Annotated in this window: 26 protein-coding genes and 1 other annotated feature; of the genes, 4 read left to right on the top strand and 22 right to left on the bottom strand. The window is 36.9% G+C overall.

Going from position 1 to position 23,198, the window contains the following annotated elements:
• The 17 genes from hisE to ilvE all read right to left on the bottom strand — a co-directional run bounded on the left by hisE (window position 1) and on the right by ilvE (window position 15,850).
• On the bottom strand, window positions 1–324 hold the full coding sequence (gene hisE, locus ACZDYH_RS09895) for a phosphoribosyl-ATP diphosphatase (protein ID WP_000426358.1): 324 nt from the start codon (window positions 322–324) through the stop codon (window positions 1–3).
• Between the two features lie 10 nt (window positions 325–334).
• Window positions 335–640 (bottom strand): phosphoribosyl-AMP cyclohydrolase, encoded by a 306-nt coding sequence (gene hisI / locus ACZDYH_RS09890; RefSeq protein ID WP_000803955.1) that lies wholly within the window; start codon window positions 638–640, stop codon window positions 335–337.
• The gene (hisF, locus tag ACZDYH_RS09885; protein ID WP_000880112.1) at window positions 637–1,395 is read right to left on the bottom strand and encodes an imidazole glycerol phosphate synthase subunit HisF; all 759 of its coding nucleotides are present in this window, start codon (window positions 1,393–1,395) and stop codon (window positions 637–639) included. Before hisF ends, hisI begins: the two co-directional genes overlap by 4 nt.
• Window positions 1,389–2,108 carry a 1-(5-phosphoribosyl)-5-[(5-phosphoribosylamino)methylideneamino]imidazole-4-carboxamide isomerase gene (hisA, locus tag ACZDYH_RS09880; RefSeq protein ID WP_000402296.1) on the bottom strand — a complete coding sequence of 240 codons (720 nt, stop codon included), beginning with the start codon at window positions 2,106–2,108 and terminating at the stop codon, window positions 1,389–1,391. The genes hisF and hisA overlap by 7 nt, the downstream gene beginning before the upstream one ends.
• Complete coding sequence (hisH, locus tag ACZDYH_RS09875) at window positions 2,081–2,710, bottom strand: imidazole glycerol phosphate synthase subunit HisH (RefSeq protein WP_000560361.1); 630 nt, start codon at window positions 2,708–2,710, stop codon at window positions 2,081–2,083. Before hisH ends, hisA begins: the two co-directional genes overlap by 28 nt.
• Window positions 2,711–3,295, bottom strand: coding sequence for an imidazoleglycerol-phosphate dehydratase HisB (gene hisB / locus ACZDYH_RS09870; RefSeq protein WP_001249960.1), 585 nt, complete (start codon window positions 3,293–3,295; stop codon window positions 2,711–2,713).
• Entirely contained in the window at window positions 3,295–4,584 is a 1,290-nt protein-coding gene (gene hisD, locus ACZDYH_RS09865; RefSeq protein ID WP_000402930.1) for a histidinol dehydrogenase, read from the bottom strand. Before hisD ends, hisB begins: the two co-directional genes overlap by 1 nt.
• Before the next feature lie 11 nt (window positions 4,585–4,595).
• A complete protein-coding gene (hisG, locus tag ACZDYH_RS09860) occupies window positions 4,596–5,231 on the bottom strand; it encodes an ATP phosphoribosyltransferase (protein ID WP_001244488.1) in 636 nt (211 codons plus the stop codon).
• Window positions 5,207–6,469, bottom strand: coding sequence for an ATP phosphoribosyltransferase regulatory subunit (locus ACZDYH_RS09855; RefSeq protein WP_000170296.1), 1,263 nt, complete (start codon window positions 6,467–6,469; stop codon window positions 5,207–5,209). The genes hisG and ACZDYH_RS09855 overlap by 25 nt, the downstream gene beginning before the upstream one ends.
• Window positions 6,470–6,777: 308 nt before the next feature.
• Window positions 6,778–7,359 carry a 3-isopropylmalate dehydratase small subunit gene (gene leuD / locus ACZDYH_RS09850; RefSeq protein ID WP_000433189.1) on the bottom strand — a complete coding sequence of 194 codons (582 nt, stop codon included), beginning with the start codon at window positions 7,357–7,359 and terminating at the stop codon, window positions 6,778–6,780.
• Window positions 7,337–8,731 carry a 3-isopropylmalate dehydratase large subunit gene (leuC, locus tag ACZDYH_RS09845; protein ID WP_000518111.1) on the bottom strand — a complete coding sequence of 465 codons (1,395 nt, stop codon included), beginning with the start codon at window positions 8,729–8,731 and terminating at the stop codon, window positions 7,337–7,339. The genes leuD and leuC overlap by 23 nt, the downstream gene beginning before the upstream one ends.
• Window positions 8,731–9,795, bottom strand: a complete 1,065-nt coding sequence (leuB, locus tag ACZDYH_RS09840; protein WP_000415384.1) for a 3-isopropylmalate dehydrogenase — start codon at window positions 9,793–9,795, stop codon at window positions 8,731–8,733. Before leuB ends, leuC begins: the two co-directional genes overlap by 1 nt.
• Before the next feature lie 77 nt (window positions 9,796–9,872).
• A complete protein-coding gene (gene leuA, locus ACZDYH_RS09835; RefSeq protein WP_434713864.1) occupies window positions 9,873–11,393 on the bottom strand; it encodes a 2-isopropylmalate synthase in 1,521 nt (506 codons plus the stop codon).
• Between the two features lies 1 nt (window position 11,394).
• Entirely contained in the window at window positions 11,395–12,405 is a 1,011-nt protein-coding gene (gene ilvC / locus ACZDYH_RS09830) for a ketol-acid reductoisomerase (RefSeq protein WP_001151741.1), read from the bottom strand.
• A 26-nt stretch (window positions 12,406–12,431) separates the two neighbouring features.
• On the bottom strand, window positions 12,432–12,941 hold the full coding sequence (ilvN, locus tag ACZDYH_RS09825; protein WP_000822952.1) for an acetolactate synthase small subunit: 510 nt from the start codon (window positions 12,939–12,941) through the stop codon (window positions 12,432–12,434).
• Window positions 12,938–14,638, bottom strand: a complete 1,701-nt coding sequence (ilvB, locus tag ACZDYH_RS09820; RefSeq protein WP_000095876.1) for an acetolactate synthase large subunit — start codon at window positions 14,636–14,638, stop codon at window positions 12,938–12,940. Before ilvB ends, ilvN begins: the two co-directional genes overlap by 4 nt.
• A 72-nt stretch (window positions 14,639–14,710) precedes the next feature.
• Window positions 14,711–14,938: a binding site (T-box leader), on the bottom strand.
• 15 nt (window positions 14,939–14,953) lie between these two features.
• On the bottom strand, window positions 14,954–15,850 hold the full coding sequence (gene ilvE / locus ACZDYH_RS09815; RefSeq protein WP_001005486.1) for a branched-chain-amino-acid transaminase: 897 nt from the start codon (window positions 15,848–15,850) through the stop codon (window positions 14,954–14,956).
• 414 nt (window positions 15,851–16,264) lie between these two features.
• On the opposite strand from ilvE, the gene ACZDYH_RS09810 reads away from it, so the two are divergent.
• Both ACZDYH_RS09810 and ACZDYH_RS09805 read left to right on the top strand, forming a co-directional pair.
• On the top strand, window positions 16,265–16,504 hold the full coding sequence (locus tag ACZDYH_RS09810; protein ID WP_000752512.1) for a DUF3911 family protein: 240 nt from the start codon (window positions 16,265–16,267) through the stop codon (window positions 16,502–16,504).
• 86 nt (window positions 16,505–16,590) lie between these two features.
• Window positions 16,591–16,830: a YkuS family protein gene (locus tag ACZDYH_RS09805; protein ID WP_000101022.1), complete on the top strand. Its 240-nt coding sequence runs from the start codon at window positions 16,591–16,593 to the stop codon at window positions 16,828–16,830.
• 352 nt (window positions 16,831–17,182) lie between these two features.
• Here ACZDYH_RS09805 and ACZDYH_RS09800 read toward each other — a convergent pair whose 3' ends face one another.
• Both ACZDYH_RS09800 and ytfJ read right to left on the bottom strand, forming a co-directional pair.
• Window positions 17,183–17,272 (bottom strand): hypothetical protein, encoded by a 90-nt coding sequence (locus tag ACZDYH_RS09800; protein WP_000608227.1) that lies wholly within the window; start codon window positions 17,270–17,272, stop codon window positions 17,183–17,185.
• 108 nt (window positions 17,273–17,380) lie between these two features.
• The gene (gene ytfJ, locus ACZDYH_RS09795; protein WP_000204234.1) at window positions 17,381–17,848 is read right to left on the bottom strand and encodes a GerW family sporulation protein; all 468 of its coding nucleotides are present in this window, start codon (window positions 17,846–17,848) and stop codon (window positions 17,381–17,383) included.
• Window positions 17,849–18,036: 188 nt separating this feature from the next.
• Between ytfJ and ACZDYH_RS09790 the strand changes: the two genes are divergently transcribed.
• Window positions 18,037–18,411, top strand: coding sequence for a hypothetical protein (locus tag ACZDYH_RS09790; RefSeq protein WP_000136535.1), 375 nt, complete (start codon window positions 18,037–18,039; stop codon window positions 18,409–18,411).
• A gap of 35 nt (window positions 18,412–18,446) precedes the next feature.
• On the opposite strand, the gene ACZDYH_RS09785 is transcribed toward ACZDYH_RS09790, so the two are convergent.
• The gene (locus tag ACZDYH_RS09785; RefSeq protein WP_000383526.1) at window positions 18,447–19,790 is read right to left on the bottom strand and encodes a TrkH family potassium uptake protein; all 1,344 of its coding nucleotides are present in this window, start codon (window positions 19,788–19,790) and stop codon (window positions 18,447–18,449) included.
• A 1,273-nt stretch (window positions 19,791–21,063) separates the two neighbouring features.
• On the opposite strand from ACZDYH_RS09785, the gene ACZDYH_RS09780 reads away from it, so the two are divergent.
• A complete protein-coding gene (locus tag ACZDYH_RS09780) occupies window positions 21,064–22,299 on the top strand; it encodes a dicarboxylate/amino acid:cation symporter (RefSeq protein WP_000814809.1) in 1,236 nt (411 codons plus the stop codon).
• A 22-nt stretch (window positions 22,300–22,321) separates the two neighbouring features.
• Here ACZDYH_RS09780 and ACZDYH_RS09775 read toward each other — a convergent pair whose 3' ends face one another.
• Window positions 22,322–22,477, bottom strand: coding sequence for a hypothetical protein (locus ACZDYH_RS09775; protein WP_000184928.1), 156 nt, complete (start codon window positions 22,475–22,477; stop codon window positions 22,322–22,324).
• Window positions 22,478–22,631: 154 nt separating this feature from the next.
• Window positions 22,632–23,051, bottom strand: a complete 420-nt coding sequence (locus tag ACZDYH_RS09770) for a MarR family winged helix-turn-helix transcriptional regulator (RefSeq protein ID WP_000081432.1) — start codon at window positions 23,049–23,051, stop codon at window positions 22,632–22,634.
• Window positions 23,052–23,198: the final 147 nt, after the last annotated feature.

Raw genomic sequence — 23,198 nt, 5'->3', positions numbered from 1 at the left:
TTATAATGTATCTATTTCCCTTCTATCCCCAACTCTCGAAAGCTTTCCATTTCGTTCTTTCACCTCTCGCATGACATCTTCCAATGCAATATTTTTTTCAGCTAATAAAACGAAACAGTGATAAAATACATCAACCATTTCTTTCACTACTTCTTCTTTATCATTATTTTTACATGCGATAATTACTTCAGCACACTCTTCACCAATCTTCTTTAAAATTTTATCTTCTCCTTTTGAAAATAAATAATTTGTATACGATTCAGGAAGTGGGCTTCCCTTTCGTTCTTCAATTGTTTTATACAGCAACTTAAAGGCATTTTCCATATGTATCCCCCTATATAATTTGATAGTGAAAACATGTCTTCTCTCCCGTATGACAAGCAGGTCCTACTTGTTTCACATTCACAACAATTGAATCTTGATCACAATCTAAATATAAAGATTGCACATATTGAACATTCCCTGATGTTTCCCCCTTATTCCATAACGACTGCCTCGAACGAGAATAAAACCATGTTCTTTTCGTCTCTAACGTTTTTTCATATGCTTCTTCATTCATATAAGCTAGCATTAAAACGTCTTTCGTACCTTCTTCGATGACAATTGCCGGTATTAATCCTTTTGAAAAATTAGGTTTCATAACCGCACCTCAATATTTGCATCTCTTAATTTTCGCTTTACACTATGCACTGTCGCCTCACCATAATGAAAGATGGATGCCGCTAACGCTGCATCAACTGTTGTCTTTTGAAAAACTTCTATAATATGATCCGTATGACCACAGCCCCCTGATGCGATGACTGGAATAGAAACACTTTTTGAAATTTCTTCTGTTAAACGAAGGTCATATCCGCTTTTCGTTCCATCTGCATCCATACTCGTTAACAAAATTTCACCTGCCCCAAGTTTAACAACACGATTCGCCCATTCTATGGCATCCATTCCTGTGTCAACTCTTCCGCCGTTGACGTATACGTTCCATTTATCTTCTGCTACTTTTCTAGCGTCAATTGCCACGACAATACATTGTGATCCAAAGTGTTCTGCGCCCTCTTCTATTAGCTTCGGGTTTCGCACTGCCGCTGAGTTTATTGAAACTTTGTCTGCTCCAGCTCTTAGTAAATTGTACATATCTTTCACACTTGAAATCCCCCCGCCAACCGTAAGAGGAATAAATACTTTAGCTGCTGTTTTTTCTACAACATCTATAATCGTTTTTCTTCCTTCATGAGTCGCTGTAATATCTAAAAATACGATTTCATCTGCCCCTGCCACGTTATATGCTTCAGCTATTTCAACCGGATCACCGACATCTTGTAATCCTATAAAATTTACACCCTTTACGACTCGCCCTTCTTTCACATCTAGACATGGAATAATTCGTTTCGCTAACATAACTTCGTTACCTGTAACACTTCTTCTAAATCAATCGTTTTCTCGTAAAGCGCCTTTCCAATTATGACACCATATATATTCATATCATTTAACTTTTTCACATCTTGAATAGATGCCACTCCTCCAGAGGCAATGAGACGAATGCCCACACTTTTTTGAAGTAACGCCAATTGTTCAAAATTTGGCCCTGCAAGCGTCCCGTCTTTCGAAATGTCTGTAAACACAATCGTTTGAACACCTAAACTTTCCATTTGTTTCGCTAAACTAATATAAGAAATTTCAGACAGATCAAGCCAACCTCTCGTTGCTACGAAACCATTTTTCGCATCAATTCCAACAATGATTTTCTCTTTATATAGACGAACTGCTTCCTCTAAAAATGACTTATCATAAAGAGCTGCTGTTCCTAAAATCACTTTTTCTACACCTACTGACAATAACTTCTCCACCGCTACAAGTGAACGAATTCCTCCTCCCACTTGCACAGGAATACGTACCGCCTTGCAGATTTTTTCAATGACGGGCAAATTTAACGACTCGCCAGCAATTGCACCGTCTAAATCAACAATGTGTAGTATTTCCGCTCCAAGCTTTTCAAATATGATTGCCTGCGCTACCGGATCTTCATTCATCACCGTTTCTTTACTAAACTCTCCTTGATAAAGTCTAACGCATCGTCCTTCTTTTAAATCGATAGCTGGGAAGATTTCCATGCTTCTACCACCCCTTGAAAATTTTTTAATATTTGCATGCCAATTTCACCACTTTTTTCTGGATGAAACTGTGCACCAAATACATTTCCTTTCGCTACAAACCCTGGTACTTGCATTCCATAATCACTTACTCCGCATACAATTTCATCTGGACAATCCGCGTAATATGAGTGAACATAATACACGAAAGAACCATCCACTAATCCATTCCAAAGCGGAAATTCTCTTTCCTTCCTTAATTCATTCCATCCCATATGAGGAATTTTATACGAAACTTTTAACTTACGAATTTCCCCTGGTAGTAAACCTAACCCGCTACAATCTTTTAGTTCCTCACTTCGTTCAAATAAAAGCTGCATGCCCAAACATATACCGAGGAGTGGTTTTCCTATATCACAAACCTCTTTTAGTACACACACTAAATCTCTTTCTTCTAATACGTCCATCGCTTTCGGAAATGCACCTACTCCCGGTAAAATCACGCCATCGCTTCTCAATATCTCTTTTTTATTACTCGTTACAATGTACTCTGCGCCAATATATTTTAATGCTTGCTCTACACTGCGAATATTCCCCATTCCATAATCTATAATGGCAATCAATTACAACATCCCTTTCGTTGAATTTACACCAGTAATGTTGGCATTTTTTTCGACCGCTTCTCTAAGCGCTCTACCAAAAGCTTTAAATAATGCTTCAATTTTGTGATGCGTATTACTTCCGTATAGAACGCGCGCATGTAATGTAATATTGGCAGCATGTGCAACTGCTCTAAAAAATTCTTCCGTCAATTCTGTATCAAAATCCCCAAGCTTCGGATTTGTTAATTCCCCTTGAAATACACAATATGAGCGTCCACTTATATCAATTGCGACAAATCCTAAAGATTCATCCATCGGTACATACGCAGAACCGTAACGATTAATTCCCTCTTTGTTTTGCAATGCTTCTTTCAAGCAATTTCCGAGTACAATTCCAACATCTTCAACGGTGTGATGTGCATCGACAAATACATCACCTTCTGCTTCAACTTGCAATCCAAATCTTCCATGTCTAGCAAATAAAGTAAGCATATGATCGAAAAAACCAACCCTCGTTTGAATAGATACATTTGTACTTTCATCAAGCTGCAAACTTAATTTAATTTTTGTTTCTGTCGTCTCACGTACTTGACTGGACTGACGCATTATTGTTCCTCCTCAAACCTTATTTGGATTGCTCTCGCATGTGCATGTAACCCTTCTTTATTTGCAAGCTCTACAATATGATGCTGTACATTTTTTAATGCTTCCTCCGTATAAGAAATAAAACTTGATTTTTTCACGAAATCATCGACTGATAACGGAGAAAAAAATCTTGCCGTTCCGCTCGTTGGTAATACATGATTCGGTCCCGCTAAATAATCCCCGAGCGGTTCAGGTGCATATGACCCAAGGAAAATAGAACCTGCATGTTTCACATAATCTAGAGCATTCATCGGTTCTTTTATATGTAACTCTAAATGTTCTGGAGCAATTTCATTTGATAACTTTAGCGCCTCCTCTAAAGAAGGAACGATAAAGATGGCTCCATTTCTATTTATTGATTCACGTGCAATTTCACTTCTTGGTAACGTTTCTAACTGTCTTTCTACCTCTTTTTCTACTTCTTTAGCTAGTTCTATATTCGTTGTAATACAAATCGCCGTTGCTCTCTCATCATGCTCTGCTTGCGATAATAAATCCGCTGCGATATATTTTGCATTACCTGTTTCATCCGCGACAACTACAATTTCTGATGGACCAGCAATCATATCGATATTTACTATTCCGTATACTTCTCGTTTCGCTAGAGCGACGTACAAATTTCCCGGTCCAACTATTTTATCCACTTTCGGAATCGATTCCGTCCCGTATGCTAAAGCAGCAATTGCTTGTGCGCCACCTATCGTATAAATTTCATCTACTCCCGCAAGATCTGCAGCAGCTAATATATGCGGATCAATTCCTCCTTTCCTCGGCGGTGTTACCATTACAATCTTTTTCACACCTGCGAGTTTCGCCGGCAATACATTCATTAATACTGAAGAAGGATATGAGGCTGTCCCACCCGGTACATATACACCTACATTTTCTAACGGCCGAATGAGTTGCCCTCTAATTATCCCTTTACTTTCACAATCGAATATTGAGTGCTTCTTTTGCTTTTCGTGATACGAAACAACGTTTTTCTTCGCCTCTTTTAAAGCTTCTAAAAATGAATTCTCTACAAACATACTCGCTTGCTGTATTTCTTCTTCACTTACACGAAAATCTTTCATCTCTACACCATCAAACTTTTTTGTATAGAAAGATAAAGCCTCATCTTTCCCTTCCCTTACATGTCTAATGATTTCTCTTACACTTCTTTGAACAGTTTCTTCTATTATATTAGCGTTTTCTCTTAGCACTTTTATTTTAGATAATGCCTCCTTAAATTCTTCATAAATGATTTCCATTTTAAATCCTCCTATTTCCTTGATAAGATTTCTTGCTCCATCATATTTATAATGCTGAATATTTCGTCTTTTTTAGTTTTTAAGGCTGCCTTATTTACAATCATCCGAGCCGATATAAAGTACATTTCCTCAAATACAATGAGTCCATTCTCTTGTAATGTTTTTCCTGTTTCAACAATATCTACAATCGCATCTGCCAATCCAAGAAGAGGAGCGATTTCTACAGAACCTTCTATCTTAATAATTTCTACATCCTCTCCCTTATCATGATAATAAGTAGAAGTAATATGGGGGTATTTCGTAGCGATTCTTTTCTTCCGGTAACTCTTCGGATTATACGTAGGAATAGAAGCAACACAAAACTTACAAATCCCCACTCCTAAATCCAGCATTTCATAAATATCTTTCTCGTTTTCCATTAAAATATCTTTTCCAACGATGCCAATATCAGCTACCCCATGTTCTACATAAGTAGCAACATCAATCGCTTTTACTAAAATAAATGAAACATTTGTATTTTTACTTTGAAATACAAGCTTCCGACCTTTATTTTTGAGCTCGGAACAATCAATTCCAATCTGCTCAAAAAGTGGAATGACATGTTTTTCTAATCTTCCTTTCGTTAACGCAATTTGAATGTTACGCATGAAGCCTCTCCTTCTTTCTGGACTACCCATTTCTCATTCCATACATATTCCACTAAGTATTCATTCTTTGCCTCAACGACCGTTCCTATTTTATTTTTTCTTGCAAATTGAAAGGTATCGCTTAAATTAGAGAATAGAGATAACCAAGCATTTTTCCCATCCTTTCGAAGTAAATTTCGTAGCCTTTCTGCTTCCGCTAATCTATTTAACTCATAATGAATCACAATATCAATTTGATTTCGTTCATATGGTTCTTGCTGCTCTTGCAGCGCCTTCACAATTTGATTTACTTGTACCGCGAGTCCAACAGCTGGCAGCATTTCTCCAAAATTCCCAATTAGCTCATCGTACCTTCCGCCACTAACGATTTCTTCTCCAATTTCATATATATATCCTTTGAAAATAACACCCGTATAGTAATCTAAGTGTTGAATCATGCCCAAATCAATTGATATGTAAGAACCATATCCTAACATTTCAATTGTTTCATACATTTCTTTTACTCTTGCAATTGCCATTTTCATTTCATTACTTGAAGCAAGCTTTTCTGCTTCCTCAATAACTTCTAAATTTCCAAATAGCCTTGGCAATTTCTCAAGTAATCTTACTGTCTCATCGCATCGATCTAATTTCTTTTCTCCGATAAAATTTGAGAGGGCTGCATAATTTTTACTTTCTATATACGTTCTAAGTACCCTTTCTTCTTCATCCTGGATGGAGAGTTTTTTTACAATACATTTATATAACTGTACTTGCCCAATCTCAATTGTAAAAGATTGCACCTTCAACTTTTGAAGTGCTTGAATGACACTTATTACACATTCAATTTCAGCTCTTACATTATCAATCCCGATAACTTCAATACCACTTTGTACGATTTCATTATATTTTCCAGAATGGGATTCATTCGCTCGAAATACATTCCCGCTATACGTCACTTTAAGTGGCGTATCCCATCTCTGTGTTCCAATAACTCTCGCTAAAGGAATTGTCATATCTGGACGTAAAACGATAATCCTTCCCTTTTCATCAAAAAATTTATACATCTTCTCTTCATCTATCGGTCTATTTTGAAATGCAAAAACATCATAAAATTCAATTGTAGGTGTTCTTATTTCCTCATAACCTCTCTCTAAAAAAGTAAGCCTTAATTTTTGTTCTACTTCTTCAATTAACGTACATTCTTCGAATAAATAATCTCTCGTTCCATTCGGGTTTGCTCGTTTCCATTTTGTCATCTAAATTTTCACACCTTTCCCCTTCTAATGTATGCCTATTTCATTCCCCTAAGCCGAAAATAAAAAGAGCCTTGTAGACAAAATACCTACAAGGCTCTTCAGTAGAGTGTAGGTACAACGGGAATAACCCTTGTACCTACACGTTTTCACGCTAGGTTCAAGGGTTTCATGTATGATGATGTAGTTGTGTAAGCATTGTAATAGATTGCACGATATTCATAATACTTACTCCCTTTCTCCTCTGATTTTCACATAGTATATAACAGTTAATTTTGAATGTAAATACATTTTTAATATTCCGTCATTTTTTAATGTAAAGCCACTTTTCTTTCATACTCTTTTATTTCTTGTTCATATTGCATTGTAATACTAATTTCATCTAAACCATTTAATAACTTCTCTTTCCACATTTTCTCGATCGTAAAATGGAATCTATGCGTATTCGTTGTCATTATTTCATTTTCTAAATCAACTGTAATTTGTTCCCTCGCATCTGTTTTAGCAAGTTGTTCACGCATATCTTTATCCATTACAATCGGTAACATGCCATTCTTCATACAATTCATATAAAAGATATCGGCAAATCCTCCAGCGATAATAACGCGGAAACCATAATCAGCAAGTGCCCATGGAGCATGTTCTCTTGACGAGCCACATCCAAAATTATCACCTGTAATTAATATGCTGGCTCCTTTTCTTTCTTGTGCATTAAGCGGGAAATTAGGGTTTTCTTGGCGATTATTATCATATCGCCACTCATCAAATAAAAACTTCCCAAACCCAGTTCTTTCAATTCTCTTTAAATATTGCTTCGGAATAATTTGATCTGTATCAATGTTATCATTCATCAGTACTGCGGCAGTACCTTTATGAATACGAAATGGCTCCATCATAACTCTCCTTTCTAATATCAACAAAATGACCATATAACGCAGCCGCTGCCGCCATTGCCGGGCTAACTAAATGCGTTCGTGCTCCCTTTCCTTGTCTTCCTTCAAAATTGCGATTGGACGTAGAGGCACAATGTTCTCCTTCAGGCACTTGATCTGGATTCATACCTAGACACATTGAGCATCCGGGCTCTCTCCATTCAAATCCAGCTTCTTCAAATATGCGATGTAATCCTTTATGCATCGCTGCTTCTCTTACCCTTTGAGATCCAGGTACAACAAGTGCTCGCACACCTTCTTTTACTTTTTTACCTTTCACGACAGATGCAGCAATTTCTAAGTCAGAAAGCCTGGAATTTGTACAAGATCCAATGAAAACATGTTGAACTGGAATGTCATACGTACTTTGTCCGGGACTCAATCCCATATAAGAAAACGCTCTTTCATCATTTGCATCATGCTTTTCTGGCAATTTCTCATCGATCCGAACACCCATACTAGGATTTGTTCCCCACGTAACGTACGGCGCTAAATCCGTAACATCTACTAGAATATGTAAATCATAAACTGCATCTAAATCTGTATAAAGTTCTGACCATTTTTTCTTAATAGATTCATAGTCTTTCGGTGCATATTTACGCCCTTTTACGTAAGCAAACGTTTTTTCATCTGGTGCAATAATGCCAGCCTTTGCTCCCCCTTCAATTGCCATATTGCAAAGCGTCATCCTCTCTTCCATATCCATAGCATGAATGGCCTCTCCATAAAATTCCATTACGTAACCTGTTCCAACTGCTACTCCGTACTTTGAAAGAAGGTGTAAAATAATATCTTTCGCATAGACACCTTGCGGTAACTTCCCTTTTAACTCAATGCCCATCGCTTTCGGCTTTCGTTGCCATAACGTTTGCGTTGCCAATACATGTTCCACTTCACTCGTACCAATACCAAACGCTAGTGCGCCAAAAGCACCGTGTGTTGCTGTATGACTATCACCACAAACAATCGTTTTTCCTGGCTGTGTGAGTCCAAGTTCTGGTCCTATTACATGAACGATCCCTTGCTCTTCATCTCCGATATCCGCTAATGGCACCTGAAATTGTTTACAGTTTTGCCGAAGTGTATCTAGTTGCTGCTTCGCAATGCGGTCGGTAATATTCCAAACATCTTTCGTTGGAATATTATGATCCATCGTTGCAAATGTTAAATCTGGTCTGCGGACTGTTCGATTTGTAAGCCGCAAGCCTTCAAAGGCTTGCGGTGACGTTACTTCATGAACAAGATGTAGATCGATATATAATAAATCCAATCCATTTTCATTAGTCGCAACTACATGTCTTTCCCAAAGCTTATCTAGTAACCTTTTTCCCATTATCTCCCTCTCCCTACTAACGCTTGCTCTTCCATTTCTTGAATAACTGCCTTTGTAAATGAAGTTGTCGTTTCAGTCCCCCCGATATCTGCTGTACATTTCCCTGATTTAAGGACTGCAGAAACTGCTTCTTCAATTGCATATCCTTCTCTCGTTAATCCGAACGATTGCCCAAGCATCATTGCAACAGAACGCATCATCGCAATTGGATTCGCCTTATTTTTCCCCGCAATATCCGGTGCTGATCCGTGAATAGGCTCGTATAATGAAGGTCCCTTTTCAGCGTGACTTGCTGATGGAAGCATTCCTAATGATCCAGCTAATACTGAAGCCTCATCACTTAAAATATCACCAAATAAATTTTCCGTTACAATAACGTCAAATCTTCCTGGATTCCGAATTAATTCCATAGCTGCTGCATCTACTAAAATGTGTTCTACTTCCACATTTGGGTAGCGAAGTGCTACTTCTTCTGTCACAGTTCTCCATAATTTACTAGACTCTAAAACATTCGCTTTATCAATAGATGTTACTTTTTTCTTCCGCTTATTTGCTAATTGAAAAGCATACGAAACGATACGTTCAATTTCATGGCGATGATACGTAAGTGTATCTGTCGCCACTTCTTCCGTTCGCTCTTTCGGATAAGAAAAATAAATTCCGCCTGTTAATTCACGAACGACAACGAAATCAATTTCATCAGCGTTTTTTAATGGTGATAAATGTGCAGTTGCACTTTCTACCGTTACAGGGCGAACATTCGCAAATACACCGAGTCCTTTTCTTAATGCTAATAATCCTTTCTCAGGCCTTTCTTTCGCACTATCCCACCTTGGTCCACCTACTGCTCCAAGTAAAACCGCATCACTCGCTAAACAGGCGGCAAGTGTTCGCTGTGGTAATGGTTGCCCAGTTAAATCGATAGCAACACCACCAAAGTACTCATCTTGCAAATGAAAATGATGTCCATATAGCCTTTCTACCATATGCAATACTTCCTTCGCACTCTCCATTACTTCTGGACCGACACCATCACCAGCTAAACAAACGATACGTTTTTCCATTTTTAACACTCCTTTTAACTGAATTTTCAGAACTTTAATTTGATAGGTGAGGAAAGCTTCTCTCACCTATCAATTATTTATTTCACAAGCGCTATAAGAGATTTTAATTTCCCTGCTGCATGGACATAAGCTCTCGCCGACGCTTCCAATACGTCTTGCGCAACTCCGAAACCTGATATTTGGTGACTACCTTCTTTTAATTCAACATGAACGTGAGCAAGTGCATCTTGACCTTGTGTAATAGATTGTATGCGATAATCTGCCAATTCACATTCTAATCCTAAAATCCTTTGAATCGCATTGTATATCGCTTCAATACTACCAGAACCAGTGGCTGCATCTTCATATACATTTCCTTCCTCATCCTTCAGCACAACTGTTGCGCATTGTGTACTATTTGATACGAAATGTACTTGTAATTGCGTAATGTTATATTGCTGAGCTGCAAATGCTGCTTCACCAAGCATAAGTGCGCGTAAATCTTCTTCAGTAATTTCCTTTTTACGATCAGCCAATTTTTTAAATGCTTCGAATGCCGCATCTCGCTCTTCATTTGTAAATTCATAACCAAGCTCTTTCATTTTTTCCGTAAACGCATGACGGCCAGAGTGTTTCCCAAGTACAAAGAGATTTTGAGATTCTCCTATAAGCGCTGGTTCGATAATTTCATAAGTTGTTACTTCTTTTAAAACCCCGTCTTGGTGGATGCCCGATTCATGAGCAAATGCATTCGCTCCAACGATTGCTTTATTTTTCGGTACAACCATACCCGTTAACCTGCTTACTAATATACTCGTCGCCTTAATTTCTTTTAAAGTCATCGAAGGCTCTGCTTTATAAAAATCTTTTCTAATATGAAGAGCTACCGCAACTTCTTCTAACGCTGCATTCCCTGCTCTTTCTCCAATGCCATTAATCGTTCCTTCTACTTGCAATGCTCCCCCTTCAACCGCAGCTAACGAATTTGCTACTGCCATACCAAGATCATCGTGACAATGACAAGAAAAAATCGCTTTTTCATATGATGGAACGGATTCTTGTAAGTATTTAAAAAGAGAATAATACTCTTCCGGATTTGTATATCCAACTGTATCCGGAATATTAATTACATTCGCTCCTGCTCGAATCGCAATTTCTACTGCTTCAGCTAAAAATACTCTCGATGTTCTTGTCGCATCTTCTGCAGAAAATTGTACTGTCGGAAATAATGATTTTCCGAGCGTAACCGAGCGATGAATACTATTTAACACATCTTCTTTTGACATACAAAGTTTATATTTCATATGAATATCACTCGTAGCTAGAAATACGTGTAGACGAGGAGATACAGCGCCTTTCACAGCTTCATATGCTCTTCGAATGTCACTTTCTTTCGCTCTAGCTAAACTCATAACCGTAGCATTTTGAATTGTATTCGCAATACGTTTTACCGATTGGAAGTCGCCTTCGGAAGCTGCCGCGAATCCAGCTTCCATTACATGAATACCAAGCCTCTCTAATTGCCTAGCAATTTGTAATTTCTCTTGTTCATTTAAATTTACTCCTGGTGATTGTTCGCCATCACGAAGCGTTGTATCCATGAACAAAACCTGCTTCATATTATTTAACCCCTACCTTTACTCGCGGCTGTACGAAAGGCATCATTTCACGTAATTTACGTCCAACTACTTCGATTTCATGTTTATTCTCTTTCTCATTTGTCGCATGGAAATTTGGTCTTCCTGCTTTATGTTCTGCAATCCACCCTCTTGCAAATGTACCATCTTGAATTTCTGCTAATACTGCCCCCATCGCTTTCTTCGTATCTTCAGTCACAACGCGTGGTCCTGATACGAAGTCTCCCCACTGCGCTGTATCTGAAACTGAATATCTCATATTTTCAAGTCCACCTTCGTACATAAGGTCAACGATTAGCTTCAGTTCATGTAAACATTCAAAATATGCAAGTTCAGGCTGATATCCCGCATCAACTAACGTTTCAAACCCTGCTTTTACAAGTGCAGTCACTCCGCCGCAAAGTACAGCTTGCTCTCCAAACAAATCTGTTTCTGTTTCTTCTTTAAACGTCGTTTCTAGTACACCAGCTCTCGTTGCTCCAATTCCGTCAGCATAAGAAAGTGCTTTTTCAGTCGCAACTCCTGTTGCATCTTGATATACTGCAAATAATGCAGGAACAGCCCCGCCCTCGGCGAACGTACGGCGTACGAGATGCCCTGGTCCTTTTGGCGCTACTAGAAATACATCTACATTAGCTGGTGGTTTTACTTGATCAAAGTGAACATTAAATCCATGTGCGAACACGAGAGAGTTTCCAGCCTGTAAATTTGGTGCAATTTCAGCTTCATATACTTCTGGTTGTAATTCATCAGGCAATAGAATCATTACTACATCAGCTTTTTCCGCAGCTTCTGCTACTGTATATACAGAAAACCCATCTTCATTCGCTTTATCCCAAGACTTACCTTTTCTTAAACCTACTACTACATCAAATCCGTTATCACGTAAATTTTGCGCATGCGCATGACCTTGCGAGCCATATCCGATGATTGCTACTTTCTTTTCCTTTAATACATTTACTGTTACATCTTTCTCATAATAAACTTTTGCCATTTTCATTTCCCCCTATATTTAAATGATTATTGAATTAACATAACTTGCTTATCTTGTTTTTTCATACTACGTGTAAATGCTGTTACACCTGTTCTAGCAATTTCTTTCAAACCGTATGGACGAAGTAATTCAATTAACGCTTCTACTTTATCTTGCGTACCTGTTACTTGCACAACTATGGAATCCTTCCCAACATCTATTACAGCGGCTCGAAACGGTTCAATTAAACTATATAATTCTGCCCTCGCTACAGAAGTTGCTACTTTAATAAGAGCAAGCTCTCTAGCAATCATCGCTTCTTCTGTAATATCTGATACTTTCAGAACATCAATTTGCTTATGCAGTTGTTTAATTAACTGCTCCACTTGCTGTTCACTTTCAACGTGTACAACAATCGTCATTCGCGATATATCTGATGATTCTGTATGACCTACTGAAATACTTTCAATATTAAAATGTCTTCGTGTCATAACCCCTGTAATTCGGTTTAACACACCACTTTGATTTCGAACTGTCGCTGTAACAATTCTCTTCACCCTTTTTCCACTCCCTCCATTTGGTGAACACCTTTTCCTGGCGCAACCATCGGCATAACCTTCTCTGATTGAAGTACACGACAATCAATTACGACTGGCTCTTGTAATTCGATCGCATGCTGGATTTGCTTCTTTGCAAGAAGTGGATCGTCAATACGAACACCTTTTATGCCATATGCATTTGCAAGAGCGACGAAATCTGGTTGGCATGGTAATAAAGAATGTGAATATCTTTGATTGTAAAATTCATCTTGCCATTGTCTTACCATTCCTAAAGCTTCATTATTTAAAATAAATACTTTAACGGGTAAAGCGTGTTCTTTTAATACACTTAATTCTTGCAGAGTCATTTGAAACCCAGCATCACCAACAATTGCAATAACTAATTCTTCAGGCTTTGCAATTTGCGCACCGATTGCTGCTGGAAATCCGAACCCCATCGTTCCTAATCCACCAGAAGTTACCCATTTATCTGGATTTTTCAGTGGATAATATTGCGCTGCCCACATTTGGTGTTGCCCAACGTCTGTTGTTACAATCGCTTCTCCCTTCGTAATTTCATATAGCATATCAATCGCATATTGAGGTTTAATACTTTCAGAATTTCTTTTATAAGAGAATGGATATTTTTCTTTTCTATTCTTTAATAAAAAGAGCCATTCATGATGATTTTCTTTCTTTCCTTCTGATTGAAGCAATACTTCTAACGCCTGCTTAGCACTTGCAACAATAGGAATCTCTGTTGGCACATTTTTCCCGATTTCTGCTGGATCAATATCGATATGTGCAACAGTCGCCCCTTTAGCAAAAAAAGCTAAATTTCCAGTAAGACGATCATCAAATCTCGCGCCTATATTAATGAGTAAGTCGCATTCATATAATGCCATATTGGCTGTATAAGAACCGTGCATTCCCCCCATCCCTAGAAATAGTTCATCATCTGGTGGAAAACCACCAAGTCCAAGTAATGTATGCACAACAGGGATTTCATATTTACGAGCAAAACTTGTCAATTCTTTCGAAGCTTTCGCATGCAATATACCCGCTCCAGCTAAAATTAACGGTTTTTTTGCGGTTTCAATTACTTTGAGTAATTTGTTTATTTGAAGTAGATTCGGTTCATAATTAGGGTTATATCCTGGTAAATCCATTTGTACATTGCTACATCGCTCACCTTTCTCGACTACCATATCTTTCGGAAGGTCAATAACGACTGGTCCTGGTCTTCCTGTTTTAGCAATATGAAATGCTTCTTTAATAATTCGAGGTAAATCTGAGGCCTTTCGCACTTGATAGTTATGTTTTGTCACTGGCATCGTAAGTCCCATAATATCTGCCTCTTGAAAAGCATCGCTCCCAATTAACGTTGTTGCTACTTGGCCTGTAAATACTACAAGTGGCAATGAATCAATCATCGCATCAGCTAGACCCGTAATTACATTTGTAGCACCTGGTCCACTCGTTGCAATTACAACCCCTGGATTCCCTGTAATTCTGGCATACCCTTCAGCAGCGTGAATTGCCCCTTGCTCATGCCTTGTTAAAATATGCGGAATTTCACAATCATACAATGCATCATAGAGAGGTAAAACGGCACCACCCGGATAACCGAAAATCACTTCTACGCCTTCCTTTTCTAGCGCTTCTAACAATAGCTGTGCACCAGTTTCCAGTTTCTCTTCCGTTTTTGAAGACATTGTTCTTATAAGCCCCCTTTTTCAACCTTTTATACAATAAAAAAATCCTACGTCCACACTCCAGCTATGTGCTGAAGGGACGAAAGATTTCGCGGTACCACCCTTCTTTGCAAGAATACTCTTGCCTCAGTGATCCATAAATGGATCTAGCTAATAACGGAGCTACCGTCTAAGCCTAGACAAATGCTTTAGCTTAGCACTCAAGGGCGATGTTCGTCGACGTGAACCATCGGTTTTCAGCAACCACCGACTCTCTGTGAGGCTTCACAATCAACTACTCCTCCCTATCAACGCTTTCTTATGTTAAAAAAGTTGTTATCCAACTTTATTTTCTTCGTAAATTTTCTCTCCATCTTCTACAACTAACTTACGAAACTCTTCTAATAAACGGTTCGTATGTGGACCTGTTTGCCCTAAGCCAATCGTTCTACCATCTACTGTCGTAACAGCAATCACTTCAGCAGCTGTTCCTGTTAAAAACACTTCATCAGCTACATATACATCATGTCTTGTAAATAACTCTTCTCTTACGTCATACCCAAGTTTTTCGCCGATTTCTAAAATGGCGTTTCGTGTAATACCTTCTAACGCTCCAGCAGAACTTGGTGGTGTAATTAATTTATTTCCTTTAACAATAAACACGTTATCTCCTGATCCTTCAGCTACATATCCTTGATCATTTAACATAAGTGCTTCTTGTACTCCAGCTAATTTCGCTTCAATACGAACTAAAATATTGTTTAAGTAATTTAAAGATTTTACTTGAGGGGATAAAACATCGGGACGATTTCGGCGCGTTGCAACTGTTACAACTGGAATCCCTTTCTCATAATATTCTTGTGGGAATAAAGATAATTGTTCTGCAATTACTACTACATTCGGCTTCTTACATGAATCGGGATCCAATCCAAGATTTCCTGCTCCTCTTGATACAACAAGGCGAATGTATCCATTAGATAATTTATTTTGTCGAATCGTCTCAACAACAATATTTGTTACTTCATCTAATGAATATGGAATTTCTAAAAGGATTGATTTTGCTGATTCATACAGCCGGACAAGATGCTCTCTCAAACGGAAAACATTACCACTATAAACTCTAATTCCTTCAAACACTCCATCGCCATATAAATAGCCATGATCATATACTGAAACTTTTGCCTCATCTTTTGGAACAAATTCTCCATTTAAGAAAATCCATTGCTCATTCACTAGAAGCGCCTCCTATGTTCTATGAATTTTTTATTGTTTCCTAGTTTACTCTCCTTTCTAAATAAATCAAGTTAATTTTTAGAAAATTTATAATTTTTAATCATACGTACTTCTTTGCTTATACTGATTTAACAACATTGTTAACGTTTACAAAAAGTCAAAAAATTTTTTTCGCCAATTTCCACTAAAAAAATATTTGTTTAAAAGAAGGATTTTCATCAATTGATACGAATCTATTGTATTCAATAAACGGACGTCCGATTTTATAAATCCGGGGATATATAACGACTTTTGCTGAAAAAGGGGGAAAATAACAAAAATAGCGCTGTCTAAAAATAACATTCATATTTTTCATTTCGTAATCATAATCCTATTTTTAAAAAACAATTTGTCAAAATAAAGGAGGAAATAAATATGGCGTGTGTACAAATTAAAGGAACGAGACAAGAGGTAGTAGAAATGCTGCAATTATTTGATCTAATGGATACGAAAGGTTTTTGTAAATTCGATAATTACGTAGAGGTAGAACCAAATACGAAAGAACATAATCATTTTATTGCTTCAATCGACATCCATTCAAATACTTCTTCAGCACAAGATACATTAAACGATCAATTCGTTAGTCAAATGCTTACTGGCGTATATAACGACTAAACAAAGATTTACTTCCTACCGTCTTTTCATAAATATATGCAGTGAACTTGAGCATACTAGCAATTAGATGGTAGGAGGTGAGAATTATGGCTAGAATTGGCGTTGAAAACTCATTAACAGACGTTCAACAAGCTCTTCAACAACAAGGTCATGAAGTTGTTACACTTAACTCAGAACAGGATGCACAAGGGTGTGATTGTTGCGTTGTAACTGGGCAAGATTCTAATGTGATGGGCATTGCAGATACATCAATTAAAGGATCAGTCATTACAGCTCACGGTTTAACAACGGATGAAATTTGTCAACAAGTTGAAAGTCGCACTTAAAAAATGAAAGAGGACCCCTTTTAAAAGGAGTCCTCTTTTTTATATTCACCTAACGGGAAAGTAACATATACTGGATGAAAGCCCTACCTCTCTCTCATCATTACGGTTCCACTGACCGCTCCTTGATTCACTAGTATACATATATAGCTTACAAATACAATTTATAGGGTTTGTTCACAAAAGTTGTTGATAAAATTACCCGATCTTTCGCAAACTTTTCGTATTGCATTCATAAGAGATATTTACTTTACACTAGCTGTAACCGAGACACGAATTAAAATTATAACACCAATACAATAACTTGTCAACTTTTTTCCGCAAATTAAAAACAGACATTAACGGTTTGTCTGTTTTAGAATGGAGCTTTTTCTTTTATTACATATACAACAAAGCCGCTTACTAACATAAATAAGCCAACTACTAAGTTTTTGATATTAATCATAAATTCCTCTCCCTTATTCCACACATCATATATATTTACATTTCAATTATTCCGATCATCCTAAAGCGCACTTTTTCTAATATATCATAATTCCTAAAAAATGCAAGTTCACTTTTGACGACCATTCACAAATTTATCTACAGTGCTTGGTACAGTATTTAAAGCCTTTTCAATTAAATGTGTACTGCTGTTGAGATGTAATACTTGCACCCCATTAGAACCAACTACTAAAAAAGCTACTGGACTAATGGAAACCCCAGCCCCGCTTCCTCCTCCAAATGGATGCCCTTGTTTGTTCTCTTTATGCTGATTTTGCCCACCGTTATGTTTTTCAGTGATGAAATCCCCTTTAAAATCACTTCCACCAGCTCCAAAACCAAAAGCCACTTGAGATACTGTTAATACTACATTTCCGTCAGCTGTTGAAACCGGGCTCCCAACAATTGTATTTACATCTACCATCTCTTTTAAATTTGTCATTGCCGTTTTCATTAAATTTTCAATTGGATGTTCCATTATGTATTGCACCCTTTCCTCATTATTCCTTTTTATATTTTCCAAAATAGAGGAAGTCATACTAACTTTTCCTATTTCAAAAAAACATTTTCCTTTTTTTAAAAGATACTACTCCCTGTACATGCTCCGGTATAGTGAAACTTTAATCAGTGGGATGTGTACGTAGCTCGACTCCCACAAATAGCGGGATAAAAAAGAAAAAGAGATACATACTACTATTGAACCTTGTTATGAAAGGAGTCATGACTTTGACTGAGAAATTTGATGATTATAAAAAAAGAGATAGAATAGATAGTGATTATAGTGACTATAAAGAAGAGTACGCCGCTGAGGTTGCACCACAACGCATTGATTATGATTACGATGATAAAGACGATAAAGATGTTGTAAAATCGTCCGCTGCTGGATCAACTGCTGGTTTTATCGCTCTTGCGCTATCTATCTTATCGCTATTTACATTTCCAACACTATTTGGTCTTGTTTCTGTTTTACTCGGTATTTACGCTTATAATCGCGGAGCTACTGTAACTGGCGGTATCGCTGCAGTTGTCGGTGGAATTGCTGCACTTATCGCAATTTTATTCCGAGTAGCACTTATTGGTCTATTGTTCTCCCTGTTCTAAAAAAGAAAAAGGTATCTCGCTTAACGCGGGATACCTTATCCTGTAAACACATCTTCCGATGGATATTTTATTTTTTGTTTTGCTGGTCGCGCTAAAGAGAACACAAGTGTTAATGGTCCAATTAATCCGCAGAACATAACAAACATAATAATACATTTTCCAAATGCCGATAGCTTTGCAGTAATTCCCATCGTTAATCCGACTGTGCCAAACGCTGATATTGTCTCAAATAATAATTGAATAAAGCTGAAGTTTTCTGTAAGCATTAATATGAATACCGCTGCTAAAATAAGTATTTGACTGGCAACAGCAATCGCTAAGGCCCTCGTTACTGTCGACATTTTAATTGTACGCTGAAATAAAACAATTTCCTCCTTTTTTCTAAAGAAAGAAAGGACAGATGTAATTAAGATAACAAACGTCGTTAATTTAATTCCTCCACCTGTTGATACACTTCCTGCACCAATAAACATTAAAATCATCGTAAATAATATAGATGATTCTTCCATACCTCCATAGTCAACCGTATTAAATCCAGCTGTCCGCGGAGTAATACCTTGAAAGAAGGAAGCCCATAGTTTTTCATTTAAAGATAAATTCCCTAACGTCTTCACATTATTATATTCCAATACAAAAATCACAATCATTGCTATAACATTTAGTACTACTGTTCCAATAATCATTATTTTTGAGTGAAGTGATAATTTTCGAAAACTGCGACTATACCATATATCAATTAATACGGTAAAACCGAGTCCACCAATTACAATTAAAGAGCAAATCCCAATATTAATAATGGGATCCCCTACATATCTTGTTAAATTATCTGGCCATAAAGCAAACCCTGCATTATTATAAGATGCAATTACATGAAAAATACTATAGTATAAACCTTTTCCAAAACCAAACTCTGGAATAAAGCGAAACGATAAAAAGATGACCCCAATAAGTTCAATACAAATCGAAAATATAAAGACACGTTTTACTAATTTTACAAGACCACCTATATTTGTTTGATTAAATGCTTCTCCAATTAATAAACGATGGCGTAATCCGATTTTTTTACCTAGTACCCAAACAATTAAAATGGCAATTGTCATAAGGCCTAGACCACCTGTTTGAATTAAAAACATAATAACAATTTCGCCAAACATCGTAAATGTACTTGCTGTATCCACTACTCCCAAACCAGTTACGGTCGCTGCTGACGTTGCTGTAAAGAAAGCATCTACCCAACTAATATGTACTTTCGTTGCGAATGGTAATTTTAATAACAAACCGCCAACCACAATTAAGCAGAAAAAGCCTAATGCTAATATTTGTGGTGGGTTTAATCGTATAAGACGATTATACAGCCCTTGTTTTTTTGTTACGTCCATATCACTAACTCCCTTATTAAAGTGAAGCTTCCCCTCATACAATAAAAAGCTTTTTAAAAGCCCTTAAATAATTGGGACAAACCTTATATTCTCATAATATAGTTGAGCATAATCTTTTTTTTCATAGATTACAACTTTTATTTATATTCAGATTCCTTTTCGTTTTATGCTGGAAAACTCTATATCCTAATTCTATATTGCTAGCAATAACAATTTCATATGTACTATCTTTCAAATCCCCATATCTTTCACTCTATGTTCACATAGAGGTCACATCCACCTTTTATAGTATATGTATCGAAGCTGTTCCTCCCTAATTTATAAGACATTCCCCAGTGTCTTTGAATAGCTTCCATCCCTAATTAAATTGACATAAATTGTCCCCTTCCATTGACCATCTTATAAATGATGGTCTTATTTTTTGTTTGCTTTATCTTTTATTCCGCTATTTGTGGGCAATAAACGCCCGATTGGTTAAGGCTAATAATCAACAGGGGATGAACAAAAAACACTCATTAAATTTTCATTTTATTTAAAACTCCCTCTCTCTTTCACTCTATATTCACACAGAGGTCACATCTATCTTTTATAGTATATGTATCGAAGTTGTTCCTCCCTAATTTATAAGACATTCCCCAGTGTCTTTGAACAGCTTCCATCCCTAATTAAATTGACATAAATTGTCCCCTTCCTTGACCATCTTATAAATGATGGTCTTATTTTTTTGTCTTTCTATCTTTTATTTAAAACTCCCTCTCTCTTTCACTCTATGTTCACACAGAGGTCACATCTACCTTTTATAGTATATGTATCGAAGTTGTTCCTCCCTAATTTATAAGACATTCCCCAGTGTCTTTGAACAGCTTCCATCCCTAATTAAATTGACATAAATTGTCCCCTTCCTTGACCATCTTATGTGATGGTCTTATTTTTTTGTCTTTCTATCTTTTATTTAAAACTCCCTCTCTCTTTCACCCTATGTTCACATGAGAGTCACACCTACCTTTTATAGTATATGTATTGAAGTTGTTCCTCCCTAATTTATAAGACATTCCCCAGTGTCTTAAAGCAACTTCCATCCCTAATTAAATTGACATAAATTGTCCCCTTCCCTAGACCATCCTATGTGATGGTCTATTTTATTTTCCAAACACAAAATCAGTCTATCTACACCTAAAAACCAAAAAATTCAGAAAATATTGTTAAATTAGGGATTTTTTTCGGTATAATTACTTTAGAAAGAAATTTCACAAAAACAAAAGGGGGGATTTTATTGAAACAAACAAAAGCAATCTTAATCGCATTATTTCTAGGTCTAGTTGTTGGACTCACTCTAAATTTAGCTGCTCCATCTATCTTTGAGCCACTAAATCAATATGTGTTCAACCCAATTGGTCAATTGTTTATTCGACTTATTAAAATGCTAGTTGTTCCTGTTGTGTTCATTTCTATCGTACTTGGTGCTGCCGGCCTTGGAGATCCGAAACAACTTGGAAGAATCGGTTTAAAATCAATTTCATTCTTTCTCGTAACAACTGCGGTTGCCATCTCTATAGCGGTTACATTTGCACTTATTATAAAACCAGGAGCTGGCGGTAATTTTAAAACAGAAGGTCTTAAGTATGAAGGTGCAAAAACTGAAACATCTTTCGTCGACACATTGCTAAATATCGTACCAGATAACCCAGCAAAAGCGATGGCTGACGGAAACATGTTACAAATCATTGCCTTTGCCGTATTGATTGGACTCGGTATAGCTATTTTAGGAAAACGAGTTCAAGGTATCCATTCATTACTTGAACAGGGCAACGAATTAATGATGTATCTTGTTAATCTCGTTATGAAATTAGCCCCAATTGGAACATTCGGTTTGCTCGCTTCATCCGTTGGTAAAATGGGGCTTGCAGGCGTCGCTGCGATGTTCAAGTATATGATTGTCGTTATGTTAGTACTCATTATTCACGGGGTCTTTGTATATGGCGGCTTATTAAAGGTATTAGCAAAAGAAAGTATTGTTCGTTTCTTTAAACATTTCGGACCAGTAATGGCAATTGGATTTAGTACATCTAGCTCTAATGCATCGCTTCCATTTGCAATGAAAACAGCACAAGATAAGCTTGGCGTTCCAAAAGCGATAAGCTCATTTGTACAACCACTAGGGGCAACTATTAATATGGATGGTACTGCCATTATGCAAGGAGTAGCCACTGTATTTATCGCTCAAGTATACGGAGTTGAACTTACATTACCGCAATTAGCTATGGTCGTATTAACTGCTGTACTAGCTAGTATCGGTACTGCTGGTGTACCTGGTGTTGGACTTGTAATGCTTACAATGGTTTTAAATCAAGTAAATCTACCAGTAGAAGGTATCGCTTTAATTATCGGTATTGACCGTATTCTAGATATGTCTAGAACAGCTGTAAACATTTCTGGTGATGCAATTTGCGCAATGATTGTCGCAAAATCAGAAGAAAAATATAATACGGATCAATCGGCAGCATCGTAAATCAAAAAAGGAGTGAATTATTTCACTCCTTTTTTGATTTACTCCCTTTTTTAGAACGATATTCTTTCCCTTTATTATCATTACCAGTTTCAAATTCAGTGCTAAATTCCTGATTAAACTGGCCGGACTTTGGTGATCCTTGATTACCGCTCCCTTTACTACCGTTACGATTCGTCATATTTCTCCCTCCTTCCTTGTATTAGTAGTATGGCGCTCTATCTTTTTTCATACACATTTTATTTATTAACATCTATTACACACGAAAGAAGATCTCCCATCTATAAGGAAGACCTTCTATTTTATCACGTAAGCGTTTTCTTGTTTATAATCACTTAAATAAGTTTTTTGGAAATTGAAATCATTACATTCATTTCATCTTCTGAAAGTGCAGAGAATCTTTCTTGTAAATATTGTTTTTTCGCATCTTCCATTTTCGCAACTAAATCTTTCCCTTGTTCTGTAATCTCTAAATACACAACTCGGCGATCTGATGTAGAACGTGAACGAGTTACAAAACCCTTATTAATTAATTTTTCTGTAACAGCTGTAATATGACTATTCGACACATTTAATTCATTTGCTACACGCGATACCATTTCTTTATTCGTACGATTTAATATTCTTAGGACGATGAATTCATTCCACGGTATGTAACCACCAAATATTTTTCCGATATCATTACGCAACGTGCGAAACATAGCAAACACATTTGTCGATAGTTCTTCCATTAATTGCTCTCGATTTTGAGACAACATTGACAGCTCCTTTTATTTCATTTAGTTAAATAAAAACCTTATTAATAATTTTACATGAAATCTTACTTTTTGTCACCTTATTTTCCCATAATTCGTAGTTTTTTAATATGTATTTCATGATAAAATGCAGTCAACTTCCAGAAA

The organism is Bacillus sp. EB V-12 (assembly GCF_056158125.1).
This window is presented reverse-complemented; position numbering and strand designations above follow the sequence as displayed.

Bases quoted from the DNA above. Each gene is read 5' to 3' on its own strand.
- ACZDYH_RS09855 (WP_000170296.1), bottom strand. From the start codon at position 6,469: ATGACAAAATGGAAACGAGCAAACCCGAATGGAACGAGAGATTATTTA.
- ACZDYH_RS09775 (WP_000184928.1), bottom strand. From the start codon at position 22,477: ATGACGAATCGTAACGGTAGTAAAGGGAGCGGTAATCAAGGATCACCA.
- ilvC (WP_001151741.1), bottom strand. From the start codon at position 12,405: ATGGCAAAAGTTTATTATGAGAAAGATGTAACAGTAAATGTATTAAAG.
- ACZDYH_RS09805 (WP_000101022.1), top strand. From the start codon at position 16,591: ATGGCTAGAATTGGCGTTGAAAACTCATTAACAGACGTTCAACAAGCT.
- hisE (WP_000426358.1), bottom strand. From the start codon at position 324: ATGGAAAATGCCTTTAAGTTGCTGTATAAAACAATTGAAGAACGAAAG.
- ytfJ (WP_000204234.1), bottom strand. From the start codon at position 17,848: ATGACTTCCTCTATTTTGGAAAATATAAAAAGGAATAATGAGGAAAGG.
- hisB (WP_001249960.1), bottom strand. From the start codon at position 3,295: ATGCGTCAGTCCAGTCAAGTACGTGAGACGACAGAAACAAAAATTAAA.
- hisI (WP_000803955.1), bottom strand. From the start codon at position 640: ATGAAACCTAATTTTTCAAAAGGATTAATACCGGCAATTGTCATCGAA.
- leuB (WP_000415384.1), bottom strand. From the start codon at position 9,795: ATGGAAAAACGTATCGTTTGTTTAGCTGGTGATGGTGTCGGTCCAGAA.
- hisF (WP_000880112.1), bottom strand. From the start codon at position 1,395: ATGTTAGCGAAACGAATTATTCCATGTCTAGATGTGAAAGAAGGGCGA.
- leuD (WP_000433189.1), bottom strand. From the start codon at position 7,359: ATGGAGCCATTTCGTATTCATAAAGGTACTGCCGCAGTACTGATGAAT.
- leuC (WP_000518111.1), bottom strand. From the start codon at position 8,731: ATGGGAAAAAGGTTACTAGATAAGCTTTGGGAAAGACATGTAGTTGCG.
- leuA (WP_434713864.1), bottom strand. From the start codon at position 11,393: ATGAAGCAGGTTTTGTTCATGGATACAACGCTTCGTGATGGCGAACAA.
- ACZDYH_RS09785 (WP_000383526.1), bottom strand. From the start codon at position 19,790: ATGGACGTAACAAAAAAACAAGGGCTGTATAATCGTCTTATACGATTA.
- ACZDYH_RS09810 (WP_000752512.1), top strand. From the start codon at position 16,265: ATGGCGTGTGTACAAATTAAAGGAACGAGACAAGAGGTAGTAGAAATG.
- hisD (WP_000402930.1), bottom strand. From the start codon at position 4,584: ATGGAAATCATTTATGAAGAATTTAAGGAGGCATTATCTAAAATAAAA.
- hisA (WP_000402296.1), bottom strand. From the start codon at position 2,108: ATGGAAATCTTCCCAGCTATCGATTTAAAAGAAGGACGATGCGTTAGA.
- ACZDYH_RS09800 (WP_000608227.1), bottom strand. From the start codon at position 17,272: ATGATTAATATCAAAAACTTAGTAGTTGGCTTATTTATGTTAGTAAGC.
- ilvB (WP_000095876.1), bottom strand. From the start codon at position 14,638: ATGTCTTCAAAAACGGAAGAGAAACTGGAAACTGGTGCACAGCTATTG.
- hisG (WP_001244488.1), bottom strand. From the start codon at position 5,231: ATGCGTAACATTCAAATTGCGTTAACGAAAGGAAGATTAGAAAAACAT.